This window comes from Microbacterium sp. Root1433D1 (genome assembly GCF_001426835.1).
GTDB classification, from domain to species: Bacteria; Actinomycetota; Actinomycetes; order Actinomycetales; family Microbacteriaceae; genus Microbacterium; species Microbacterium maritypicum.
In genome coordinates this window covers 1,147,816-1,160,132 of sequence record NZ_LMFN01000001.1, presented here as the reverse complement: position 1 = coordinate 1,160,132, position 12,317 = coordinate 1,147,816, and the positions used below count along the sequence as shown (strand labels likewise).

The following is a 12,317-nucleotide window of genomic DNA, read 5'->3' as shown; positions in this document are numbered from 1 at the left end:
ACACATTGCCGAGGCTGACGCCGGCTCTGACGAGGAGCTTCGACCTTCTTGAACTGTTGCTCGCGAGCGACGTCGGACTCACGTCCGGAGATCTCGTGCGCGCCACCGGGCTTCCTCGCACGACCGTCCACGAATTGCTCAACACGATGCTCGAACGCGGCTACGTCGCGCGTCACGACATCAGTGGCCTGTACGTGCTCGGTCCGATGCTCTTCCGTCTCGGGCTCCGGGTCGAAGGGCGCTTCGAGCTCAAGGAGGTCGCGCAGCGGTACTGCCAACTGGTGTCGGACCGGTGCGATGAGACCGTCAGCTTCGCGGTGCTGCATGCTGACGAGGTGGTCTACCTGGCGCGGGCGGAGACGCAGCACGCCGTCAGGCTGACGGCACGCGTCGGCGGCTCGCTCCCTGCCAACTGCACGGCGCCGGGCAAGGCTCTCCTCGCCTACCACCAGCGGGAGCTCGACGAGATGACGCGGCGACCCATGCGGGCCTCGACGTCCCGGTCGATCACGGACCCCGACGCACTCAACCGGGAGGTCGAGCGGATCCGTGAGGCCGGCTTCTCCCTGGATGAGGGAGAAGCGCACGACAACGTCATCGCCGTCGCCGCCCCCGTCTTCGACAACCGCGGAGAAGCTGTCGGTGCGCTCAGCATCTCCATCCCTGACATCAGATGGAGACTCCGCACCGCGGAGGGCTGGATCGACATCGTGCGCGATGGCGCGCTCCAGATGACTGCTGAATTGGGCGGTAGGACGCCGGCAGGCACTCATCGTCAGTAGGACTTTGGCATCCCGAGCACCTTGGTACCGACGTAGCTTCGGACCAGGTTGTTGCTGACCGGCGCCACGGAGTAGAGACGCGTCTCGCGGAACTTGCGCTCGACGTCGTACTGATCGACGAAGCCGAAGCCGCCGAAGGTGTCGAGGCACGCGTTGGCCGCGGCCCACGAGGCCTCGGACGCCAGCAGTTTGGCCATGTTCGCCTCCGCAGCGGCCTTGTGGCCGGCGTCGAAGAGCTCGGCGGCCCGGACCCGCATCAGGTCCGCAGCGGCGACCTTCATGTAGGCGTCGACGATCGGGAACTGGACGCCCTGGTTCATGCCGATCGGCCGCCCGAAGACAGCGCGCTCTTTCGCGTACTTCGAGGCGCGGTCGACGAACCAGTACCCGTCGCCGACGGCCTCGGCCGCGACGATGATCCGCTCCGCATTCATGCCGTCGAGGATGTGTCCGAAGCCGCCGCCGATCTCGCCGATGACCGACTCGGCCGGGATGCGCATCTCCTTGTAGAAGACCTGGTTCGTCGCGTAGTTGAACATGGTTCGAACCGGGACGATCTCGATTCCCTCCGGCTGTCGTGCGCGAACCTCGCGAAGGTCGACGAGAAAGAGGGTCAGTCCGTCCGTCGCTCGAGGGCCCGGCTCGCTGGTGCGGGCGAGAAGCAGCATCAGGTCGGTCTCCGACACGCGTGAGGTCCACACCTTGTGGCCCGTGACCACGAAGTCCGAACCGTCTCGTCGCGCAGAGGTCGTGATCCCGGACGTGTCGCTGCCGGCCGCCTCCGTCACCGAGAACGCCTGGAGCCTGACGGCACCGGAGGCGATGTCCGGGAGGAATCGGGCCTTCTGCTCCGCTGAGCCGTGCCGCAGCAATGAGCCCATCGTGTACATCTGCGCGTGCGCCGGACCGGAGTGTCCACCCGAGCGGTTGATCTCTTCGACGATCACGCTGGCTTCGAGCATTCCCAGACCGCGGCCGCCGTATTCGTTCGGGATGAGGGCCGCGAGCAGGCCGCTGCGCGTGATGTGTTCCACGAACTCCTGTGGATAGGAGCGGGCTACATCCATCCGGCGCCAGTACTCGTCGGGGTACGCCGAGCAGACGCTCTGCACCTCTTCGCGGAGGACTTGGAGATCCGGGCGCTGCGTGGCGGCGACCGATGCGTGAGCGGACATTGACTACTCCAATCGTGCGAAATCTCGAACACTGTTCGATATGTAGTAAATTATGACTGTTCCGTCCGCCGTGTCAAACCGATGACGGCGGGGGATCAGTGACCGCGCGGGATCTCCGCCGACGAAAGGAATGAGCTCATGGGCGTTGCGGCCTTGGCTGGCTTGAGAGTGCTCGACATCACCACGAGCGTCGCGGGGCCGTTCGCGACGCTGATCTTGGGTGATCTCGGAGCGGATGTCATCAAGATCGAACGTCCCGGCAGTGGCGATGACACGCGTAAATGGGGCCCGCCGTTCTGGGGCGGGGAGAGCTGCCACTTCCTGAGCTGGAACCGGAACAAACGCAGCGTGACCATCGACTACAAGACGGAGGCCGGTCGGGAACTGCTCCGAGCGCTGCTGCGAGATGCCGACGTGCTCGTCCAGAACCTGAGGCCCGGAGTCCTTGCGGCCAACGGCTTCGGTTGGGAAGACGTGCGCGAGCTCAACTCTCGACTGATCTACTGCAGCGTGACGGGTTTCGGCGGCTCCGGACCGCTGTCCGGGAGGGGCGCATACGATCCGCTCGTTCAAGCGTTCTCCGGCCTGATGGCGATGACTGGCGAGGACGGGCGTGCCCCCGTCCGCATACCGGTCTCGATCCTCGACCAGGGCACGGGCATGTGGGCGGCTCTCGGTGTGATGGCAGCACTACGGGAACGGGAGCGCACGGGTGTCGGCTCGCACGTGGAGACGTCACTTCTCTCGACCGCGATGATGTGGCAGCCGACCCAGATCGCGTCGTACCTCGCGACCGGCGAGCTCCCTCGCCGGCGCGGATCGGGAACCGTCGGGATCGCTCCCTATGGCGCCTTCCCGACAGCAGACGGATTCCTGGTGCTGGCGGCCGGTAATCAGGGTCTCTGGGAGACCGCGTGCGCGACGGTCGGTCGAGTCGACCTCCTCGCAGACGAGCGCTTCGTCGACAACGAGTCCCGCGTCGTGAACCAGGCCGAGCTGGAGGCGGAGCTTTCGGCGACTTTCAGTGAGAACTCGACCCAGAGCTGGATCGCGGCGCTCGAGGCGGCGGGCGTACCGTGTTCTCCGATCCAACAATTGGACCAGGTCCTCGCCCATGAGCAGGTCCGTGCTGTCGGCGGTATCGTGCCGGTGGAGCACCCGGTCATCGAGGGCTATGCGGCGGTGCCGCTGCCCGTCGCCTTCGACGCGGAGAGGCCCCCGATCACGCGAGTTGCTCCGACGTTGGGCCAGGACGACGATCAGCCCCAGTGGCTGGCAAGGAGAGTGTGAGATGACCGGAACATCGCGCGCGAACGGCGCGCTCGTCATCGGGGCGTCGTCGGGGATCGGCGCCGCGACGGCACTCGATCTGAGCAGTCATGGCTACGACGTCGTCCGGGCTGACCTCCCCGGCAGTGCGATCGACGGTGCGAAGGGCTTCGTGTCGATCGATGTGGCGGACGAGGTTTCGGTGGCCGAAGCGATCCAGGCTGCGGACCGTGCGACCGGGGGGCTGGCGGTCGTCGTCAACAGCGCGGGCCTGCTCGGTCCTCTCCAGCCGTCCGCGGACATCGACCTCGATGCTGCGGGCCGCATCCTGGCCGTCAACTATCTCGGGGCGCTCGCGGTGACCAAGCATGCGCTGCGGCTGCTCGTCCCCCGCGGGTACGGCCGCATCGTGCATATCGCCTCGATCGCCGGTAGGGAGGGCAGCCCGCAGATGACCTCCTACTCGGCGTCCAAGGGCGCGGTCATCGCAATGGTCAAGTCGGTGGGGCGCGAGTATGCGGCGAGTGGCGTGACCGTGAATGCCGTGGCGCCGGCCTCCATCGAGACGCCGTTCCTCGCCGGGCTCACGGAAGAGCGCAAGTCGATCCAGCGGGCATTGATCCCGATGGGGCGCCTCGGTACATCCGAAGAGGTCGCAGCACTGGTGCGATACGTCGTGTCGCCCGACGCATCGTTCACGACGGGATACGTGTTCGACGCATCCGGTGGACGATTCACCGGCTGATTCCTCGGACCCTATCGCCTCTAGCGGCGGGTTAAGGCTCTTGATTCATACAAATCAGCGGATTTCATCACAATTTAACGATCAGAATGGCGATTTCCGCTGGACAGGTCATGCTTTGGCGGCTACGTTTCACATATGACCTCCATCGCAACGGAGTCGAAGATGACTCCGCGAGCACTGCGCACCTCGGTTGCGCTCGTCACACGTGTGGCAAGCCTCTTCGTCCTCCTCCTTCTCCTCTCGGGCGGGATCTTCGCGCTGCAGTACATCACCCCCGGAGGCGCGATCGGAGCGCTCACCGGCGGGCGGCCCGTCAGCGCTGACGTCCTCGCGCAGCTCCGATCCACCTACCGGCTCGACGACCCCCTCGTGGTCCAGTACTTCTCGTGGCTGGGCCGCGCCCTCCAGGGCGACCTGGGAGTCTCCTACGTCCAGAACGTCTCGGTCGGAAAGCTGATCATCGAGCGCGGCACGATCTCCCTGCAGCTCGCGCTCTTCGCCTTCGCCATCGCCATGCTGATCGCTCTTCCCCTGGCGATGGCGGCGGCGGTCAAGCGAGGGCGCTGGGTGGACCGAGTCGCGTCGAGCACCGCGATCCTCGCCATCTCGGCGCCGTCGTTCGCGGTGGCGCTCCTCCTGCTCTACATCTTCGGCCTCACCCTCAATGTGCTTCCGGTGTACGGGCCGGGGGAGGGATTCCCCGGACGGCTCGAGCACCTCCTCCTTCCCGCGATCGCGCTCGCCGTCGGCCAGATCGGCCTCGTCGTCAAGATCACCCGGTCGGCCCTCATCGACGCGCTGTCGCAGGACTATGTGACTTTCGCCCGATCTCGCGGAGTCGGCCGCACGCGGATCCTGTTCAGCTACGGAATGCGCAACAGCGCCACCGCAATCGCCACTGCCGCCGGGATGACGTTGTCGACGCTCATCGTCGGCACGGTACTCGTCGAGCAGATCTTCGCGTTGCCAGGCCTCGGGAAGCTCCTCGTCGACTCCGTCACAGTCGGAGATGTTCCCGTGGTGCAGGGGATCAGCGTGGTACTCGCCGCCGGGGTCATCTCCCTGAACTTCCTCGCCGACGTCGTCGGCGCTCTCCTGGATCCGCGTATCGACATGAGCAAGGCGGTCTGACATGGCATCGACAGTGGTCGTCAAGGTCGTGAGTCCCCGCGCGGCACCGCGTACCGCGCAGAGGTTGGCCGTCGTCGTCGGTGCGCAGGTGGCTTTCGCGATCATCGCACCGCTCTTCACGATGGTGGACGCGCGGAAGCAGGATCTCTTCACCGGCATCTCCGGGCCCAGCGCGAGTCACATCCTCGGCACCGACTCGCTGGGGCGGGATATCTTCGCGCAGCTCCTCGCGGGCGGGCAGACCCTCGTCGTGGGTGCGTTCCTCATCGCTCTCGGCGCAATGCTCGCGGGGAGCCTGGTCGGTCTTCTCGCCGCGTCCAGCCCCGGCTGGCTCGGCTCCGGGCTCATGCGGCTCATCGATGCGATCTACGCGGTGCCCGCGCTCCTGGTGGCCATCGTGCTCACCGGTGTCACCGGCGGAGGATTCGGGATGGCAGTCGCGATGATGGCGATCCTCTTCATCCCCTATGACGCGCGGCTGGTGCGGGCCGCGACGCTCGTCGAACTCCAGAAGCCGTACGTCGACGCCGCCAGCCAGCTCGGATTGCGCAAGTGGAAACTGCTGTTCTTCGAACTGTGGCCCAATGTCCGCGGGCTCGAGATCTCGAACGCGTGCGTCAACTTCGCCTATGCGCTCGTCACCCTCTCCGCGCTGAGCTTCCTCGGCATCGGACTCCCGGCCGATGCGATCGACTGGGGGCTCACCCTCGCCAACTCGGTCAGCTACCTGACCATCAACCCGTGGGCGGCACTCGCCCCCGGACTGGCGATCGTCAGTATCGCGACCACGGTCGCCTTGCTCGGCGATGCGTCCCAGGAGTACTTCACCGCGAAAGGGCGGTCGCTATGAATGCGAAGGCAGCGCTGCTCGAGGTGGATGGCCTGACGGTCTCCACCCGTACCGATGCGGTCGTGGTGGACGGCGTCACCTTTCGGGTGACGGCGGGCCAGACGCTCGCGATCGTGGGAGAGTCCGGGAGCGGGAAGTCCATCACCGCTCGTGCCATCACCGGTCTGCTGAGTCCGGATCTGCGCATGGGCGGTGCTGTCCGGATCGCCGGTCGGCAGCTTGAGGAGGCGTCTGAGAGGGACTGGCGCGACGTTCGGGGCAGCGACATCACCTGGCTGCCGCAGGACCCCTTCACCATGCTGAGCCCGCTGCGCCGGGTACGCGACGCCATCAACGACAACGCCGCCCAGGCCGCCGACACCGAAACGCTCCGCAACCGCCTCCTGGAGGTCGGGATCGCCGACGCGTCCATCCTGTCGAAGTACCCGTTCCAGCTGTCTGGCGGCCTGAGGCAGCGTGTCGGAATCGCTGCGGCACTCTCATCGGATCCGAGAATCCTCGTCGCTGACGAGCCGACGACCGCCCTCGACGTCACTTCCGAGAGGAAAGTCCTGGATCTGCTTCGGCGCATCCAGGCGGCCCGCGGGCTCGCGATCCTCCTGATCACACATGACCTCTCTGTGGCGATGTCAGTGGCGGACCGCGTCGCCGTCATGTACGCCGGCAGGATCGTCGAGACCTTCACACCGGCGGAGCTGGAGCTGGCGGGGCCGAAGCACCCCTACACGCGAGCCCTCCTTCTCGCGCGTCCGCCCATCGATCGGAAGGTCGGCGACCTGCCAACCGTGCGGGGCGGCGTGCCGACGCCCGCCCTGCGTCGCTCGCGGTGCGTCTTCGCGGATCGTTGCGAGTTCGCGATCGATGAGTGCATCGCGGAGGCACCCCCGCTCCGTCCGGTCGGCACGAGGCAGACAGCGTGCATTCGCGAGCTCGATCTATCGGCTGCGACGAGGGCGGTCACGCGCGTCGAGCGAGCAGCCACGAGCGAGGACCTCGTCCTCCGGGCGTCCGACATCCGGAAGGCCTTCGGTTCGCACCAGGCCCTCGCCGGGGTCTCCATCGAAGTCCGCAAAGGCCAGATCGTCGGGATCATCGGGGAGTCGGGAAGCGGCAAGACCACTCTCGGACGAATCATCGCGGGATTGGAAACCGCCGACTCCGGCACTCTTGCCCTCACCGCCGGCGCGCCCACCCGCCCGGTCGGCCGAGCCAACCCTGTTCAGATGGTCTTCCAGGACCCGTCCGGAACCCTCAATCCTGCGCACACCGTGGGTGCGATCCTGAGCCAGGCGCTCGCGTCAGGCGGCGCGCCCTCTTCGATGAGCCACGCCGCGGCGCTCCTCGAGCGCGTCGGCCTCGACCGGGACATGGTGCGTCGGAAGGCGGCGAGCCTGTCCGGTGGGCAGCGCCAGCGAGTCGCCATCGCCCGCGGGCTTGCGCCGGGTGCCCGGGTGCTCGTGTGTGACGAACCGACGTCTGCTCTGGACGTCATGGTCCAGGCGCAGATCCTGAACCTGTTGCGCGACATCCGCGAGACGACCGATGTGGCCATGCTCTTCGTGACCCACGACCTCGGGGTCGCGCGACAGATGACGGACTACCTCTATGTCCTCCGCGACGGACGCTGTGTGGAACACGGCACGACCGAGTCCCTGTTCGAGTCTCCGCAGCACGAATACACGCAGACTCTCATCCGCCTCCCACAGGTCCACAAGACCTCACTCTCGCGTCATCCCTCGCACGACCTCAACGATTGGTGAATCATGTCAAGAATCGCCTTGCCGAAGACTGCGCGTCACCGTGGACGCCTGGCCATGGGAGCGGCGGTCGCTCTCGCGGCGCTGCTCGCCAGCTGCACCGGCACGCCGACCCACAACACCGGCGGCAGCCCCACGACCGTCGGCGGTGACACCACCGGCGAGAAGATCGAGAGCCTCGAGTGGTCCCTGGGGGCCGCCGCAGACAGCCTCGACATCGCCCGCAGCTTCACGTCGTCCACCGGAGTTCTGAGCTCGCTCGGCTACGACACCCTTGTGATCCTCGATCACGACCTCCAGGTCTCGCCCTGGATCGCCACGATGACTGAGGTCTCGCCGACCGAGTACACGTTCGAGCTTGCCGATGACGTCACGTTCTGGGATGGCACTCCGCTCACCGCGCAAGATGTTGTCTGGTCGTACACGCGTCATTTCGACGCCGACCTGAAGTCGATCGCCGGCTCGATCCTCTCGACGGTCGACACCGTCGAAGCCGTCGACGACGAAGCGGTGAGGATCACCCTGACCCGGCCGGATCCGACCTTCAAGTACTCTGCGGCGATTATTCAGATCTTCAACAAGGCGCAGGGGGAGGAGACCGGCGACGCGTTCGGCTCACCCGACGCGATCCCGCTCGGTACGGGCCAGTACGTCCTCACCGATTACACGACCGGCGGCGGCATCACCGGCACGTTGAACGAGAACTACTGGGGCGAGGCGCCCGCCGTGCAGAAGATCCACGTCAGCATCGTTGAGAACGCCGAGACCGCTCGTATCGCGATCCAGCAGGGAGAGTCCAACGGGCGCTTCGACGTGCCCAATGGTCAGCTCTCGCAGTGGTCGGAGACGCCCGGCGTCCGCACAGGAACGGCTTCCGGCCTCAACCCGCTGATGCTCCGTATCCCGATCACCGAGGCGCCGTTCGACGACCTGAACGTGCGGAAGGCGCTTGCCTACGCCATCGACCGCGAAGGCGTCGTCAAGTCGCTCTACGGCGGTGCGGCAGAAGTCGCGACGTCGCTCGCGACTCGTGGGCACTGGCGAGGAGTCATGGAGAACGACGAAGCCGACGAGTTCTTCGCCGTCCTGCCGAACTACTCCTTCGATCTCGAAGCCGCAGCGGAGGCGCTCGCGGCGTCGAGTGTGCCGGACGGGTTCTCGGCCGACATCGTGGTCGCGGCAGGCAACAGCGGCACGATGAAGACGGCGTCTGCGATCGCCGCCAGCGCGGCCGAGATCGGCATCACGCTGAACGTGAAGCAGGTTCCGCTCAACGAGTTGGCCGGCGACTACCTGCTCGCTCCGGGGAACAAGAAGGCGCTGGTCGTCAGCAGCACCGCGCCCACATACCCTGACCCGACCGACATGATGCTGCCGTTCCTCGAGGACGATCCGGCCATCGGGTACCTCAACGCCTCCGGCTTCTCCGACCCCGAGGCGCAGGAGCTCCTCGACGCGCAGAGTAGCGCGTCCGGCGCGGAGCGCCTCGAGATGCTGAAGCGCATCGCGGTCATCGCGCAGGAGGACCTTCCGCTCGTGCCCATCGCCTGGGTCGACGCCACCGTCGGTTTGAGCGAGAACCTGCGCTTCAACAACTTCGACGCGTTCAGCTACTACCGCCCGTGGGTGCAGGACATCGGCGTCGCAGCCGAGTAGCGATTCGGACGTCCCTACCGCTGCGGCTCCTGGCGGCCCGACGCCGGGAGCCGCAGCCACGATCGACAATGAAAAACGGAACGCAGAGAGAAACCCTTGCCTGGACAAACCCCACACCGTGTCCCCTCCGAGCTCGACCGGCTCGCCGACTCCTACTTCGATCGGTTCCTTGCCCTCAACCCTCTCGCCGCCACGTACCTCGGCGCAGTCGGGTACGACGCGAGGCTCCCCGACCTCTCGCCGTCGGGGCTGGACGAGATGTCCGTGCTCCGGCGCGAGACCCTTCGTTCGCTGCAGGGAATGCACTGCGTCGACTCGATCGACCAGGTCACGCATTCCTCGCTCGAGGAGACCCTCTTCGCGGCCGAGGCGTTGCGGGACGCGGACCGCGAGGAGTCGCTCCTCCGGAACATCGCGTCGCCGCTGCAGGAGCTGCGGGAGATCTTCGACCTGATGCCCCTCGAGTCGGTTGCCGATTGGGTCAACATGTCCGAGCGCCTGCACGCGGTGTCGGGCTTCCTCGCAGGATACGCGTCCTCGCTGTCCAGCGCGGCCGCGCGCGGTTCGGTCTCACCGCGGCGCCAGGTCGAGGCCGTGATCGAGCAGTCCTTCCTGAACGCAAGTCCCCGTGGCGTGTTCGGAAAGCTCGACGGCGACCGGCGTGCGCAGCTTCCCTCAGCGCTGGTTGCCGACGTCCAGCGCGGTATCGCTCTCGCGAGCGCCGCGTTCATGGAGTTCGGGCTCTTCCTGCGCGACGTGCTCCTCCCTCAGGCCCCGACCGCCGATCCCGTCGGCTCGGACCTCTACCTCCTCCACAGTCGGCAGCTGCTCGGCACCACCATCGAGCCGGCCGACACCTATGAGTGGGGCCTTGCCGAGCTTGACGAGATCGAGGCCGAGATGGATCACTTGAGCAGAAGGTTCGTCGGTCTGTCGGGCAGGCGCGCGGCGTTCGTGGAGCTCGACGGCGATCCCTCTCGGAGGGTGAAGGGGCGTGATGAGATCGTCCGCTGGATGCAGGCGAAAGCCGATCACGCGATCAGCGGGCTCGACGGCGTGCACTTCGACATTCCGGAACCGCTCCGCGTCATCGAGTGCGGCATCAGCCCCGGCGGCACCGGGGCCATCACCTATACGCCAGCGAGCGAGGACCTGCGACGACCGGGTCGAATGTGGTGGGACCTGGCGGAGGGTGTCGACGAGCTCGCCACCTGGCGTGAGCTGACCACCGTCTACCACGAAGGCGCTCCTGGACATCACCTCCAGGCGTCGCGCGCGCTGTGGCAGGGGGAACGGCTCAACCACTGGCGCAAGATCGGCTGTTGGTTCAGCGGCCATGGCGAAGGGTGGGCGCTCTATGCGGAGCAGTTGATGCGTGAACTCGGCTTCTACGACGATCCCGCCGATCTGCTGGGGATGCTCGACGCCCAGGCCATGCGGGCCGCCCGGCTCGTCCTCGACATCGGGATGCACTGCGGTTTGCCTGCCCCGGCGGAGGTCGGCGGCGGCACGTGGAACTGGGAGAAGGGGCAGGGTTTCCTCGCCGAGCATTGCGCCGCAGATGCCCACCGACGCGACTTCGAACTCACGCGGTACCTCGGGTGGCCGGGGCAGGGGGCGGCATACAAGGTCGGCCAGCGTGCGTGGACCGACCTGCGCCGAGAGGTCGCGGCACGGGAGGGAGCGGCGTTCAGGCTGCAGGATTTCCATACGAGGGCACTCGATATCGGGTCGACCGGGCTCGACGTGCTGCGCAACGCGGTTCTGGTGGCCGGCTGATGCCCGTGCACGACGTGAGACCTCTCGGGATGGAGGACGCCGGCGCCTGGGAACGGGTGTGCCGCGACTCCTTCGGCTACGCGCCGTCGAGCGACGACGCTCGCGAGCAGCTGACCCAGGCCGGGGCTTTCCCGTGGGGGCTGTTCGACGGGGGCAACCTCGTGGCGACTGTCACAGCGCTAGAGTTCGACTCGAGGTGGGGCGGCGCTGATGTTCGGACCGTGGGCATCTCCGCGGCCACTGTCCTGCCGGAGTACCGAGGCCGCGGGTTCTTCCGACCGCTCCTCGAAGCCGCACTGACGGAAGCGGAGAACCGAGGAGCGCTCGTCTCGACGCTCTTCCCCACCGCCCGCGCCGTTTATCGTCGCATGGGTTTCGAGAGCGTCGCTCGGCTGGACACGCTAGACGTGAGGACCAGCGATCTGTCTCGGTCCGGCGTACCCGGGCATCAGTTTCGCCGAGGTGACCTCAGCGAACTCGGAGCGCTGTATCGCGCGTGGGCGGAGCCGTTCAACGGCCCTGCGTCGATGCTGCCGGGGCAGAACCCGCGCGTTCTGCGTGTCGACCCGCGCGTCCACAAGGTCACGATGATCGAGGGCGTCAGCGGATCGGTCGGGGGCATCGCCTGGCGCCTGCCGTCAGGCGACGGCGCGGCCGGCGTGCTCGAGATCGCCGACGTGGTCGCCACAGGGGCTGATGCGCTGGACGCGGTGCCCGCCTTCCTGGCGGGATTCGCGGCGATCGCATCGACCGTGCGGCTTCGGGGCATGACTCCCGCGTGGCAGCAGATGGTCCTGCCGGACGCCGAGGCGGAAGTCGCCGCGTCATCGACCTACATGCTCCGTGTGCTCACAGTGAAACTCTTCGAGGAGCTTCGCTACCCACAGGGTGTGGTCGCGGATTTGTGCTTCCGGTCCGGGCGCAGCGGTTGGAGGCTCCGGATTCAGGACGGTACGGCGGCGTGCCTGGCCGACGACTCATCGACTGCGCGCGCGATCTCTGCGCTGGCGCTCGCGGCGATCGCGGCGGGAGCTCAGACTTCGGGTGTGCTCCGTGCGCGGGGGCTCATCGTGGGAGGAGACCCCGCAGAGGATGTGGCGTGGGATCGACTGTTCAGCGGACGGCCGGCAGCGGTGAACGTCAACTTCTGAACGGATTTGATAATGGTTCTCA

10 protein-coding genes are annotated in these 12,317 nt (G+C 66.8%); 9 read left to right on the top strand and 1 reads right to left on the bottom strand.

Going from position 1 to position 12,317, the window contains the following annotated elements; genetic code table 11:
- The first annotated feature begins 5 nt into the window (after window positions 1-5).
- Complete coding sequence (locus ASD13_RS05605) at window positions 6-782, top strand: IclR family transcriptional regulator (RefSeq protein ID WP_082531403.1); 777 nt, start codon at window positions 6-8, stop codon at window positions 780-782.
- On the opposite strand, the gene ASD13_RS05600 is transcribed toward ASD13_RS05605, so the two are convergent.
- Window positions 776-1,957: an acyl-CoA dehydrogenase family protein gene (locus tag ASD13_RS05600; RefSeq protein WP_055866568.1), complete on the bottom strand. Its 1,182-nt coding sequence runs from the start codon at window positions 1,955-1,957 to the stop codon at window positions 776-778. The two genes, ASD13_RS05605 and ASD13_RS05600, sit on opposite strands and share 7 nt — an antisense overlap.
- 138 nt (window positions 1,958-2,095) lie before the next feature.
- On the opposite strand from ASD13_RS05600, the gene ASD13_RS05595 reads away from it, so the two are divergent.
- From ASD13_RS05595 to ASD13_RS05560, 8 genes are all read left to right on the top strand, one after another.
- Window positions 2,096-3,247, top strand: coding sequence for a CaiB/BaiF CoA transferase family protein (locus ASD13_RS05595; RefSeq protein ID WP_082531402.1), 1,152 nt, complete (start codon window positions 2,096-2,098; stop codon window positions 3,245-3,247).
- 1 nt (window position 3,248) lies between these two features.
- Window positions 3,249-3,971: an SDR family NAD(P)-dependent oxidoreductase gene (locus tag ASD13_RS05590; protein WP_055866563.1), complete on the top strand. Its 723-nt coding sequence runs from the start codon at window positions 3,249-3,251 to the stop codon at window positions 3,969-3,971.
- 135 nt (window positions 3,972-4,106) lie between these two features.
- Entirely contained in the window at window positions 4,107-5,102 is a 996-nt protein-coding gene (locus tag ASD13_RS05585; protein WP_055866560.1) for an ABC transporter permease, read from the top strand.
- Between the two features lies 1 nt (window position 5,103).
- Complete coding sequence (locus tag ASD13_RS05580) at window positions 5,104-5,952, top strand: ABC transporter permease (RefSeq protein ID WP_055866557.1); 849 nt, start codon at window positions 5,104-5,106, stop codon at window positions 5,950-5,952.
- Complete coding sequence (locus ASD13_RS05575) at window positions 5,949-7,712, top strand: dipeptide ABC transporter ATP-binding protein (protein WP_055866554.1); 1,764 nt, start codon at window positions 5,949-5,951, stop codon at window positions 7,710-7,712. The genes ASD13_RS05580 and ASD13_RS05575 overlap by 4 nt, the downstream gene beginning before the upstream one ends.
- An 18-nt stretch (window positions 7,713-7,730) precedes the next feature.
- Window positions 7,731-9,365, top strand: coding sequence for an ABC transporter substrate-binding protein (locus tag ASD13_RS05570; RefSeq protein ID WP_162246280.1), 1,635 nt, complete (start codon window positions 7,731-7,733; stop codon window positions 9,363-9,365).
- A gap of 96 nt (window positions 9,366-9,461) precedes the next feature.
- Window positions 9,462-11,144 (top strand): DUF885 domain-containing protein, encoded by a 1,683-nt coding sequence (locus ASD13_RS05565; RefSeq protein ID WP_055866548.1) that lies wholly within the window; start codon window positions 9,462-9,464, stop codon window positions 11,142-11,144.
- Entirely contained in the window at window positions 11,144-12,295 is a 1,152-nt protein-coding gene (locus ASD13_RS05560) for a GNAT family N-acetyltransferase (protein WP_082531399.1), read from the top strand. The genes ASD13_RS05565 and ASD13_RS05560 overlap by 1 nt, the downstream gene beginning before the upstream one ends.
- Window positions 12,296-12,317: the final 22 nt, after the last annotated feature.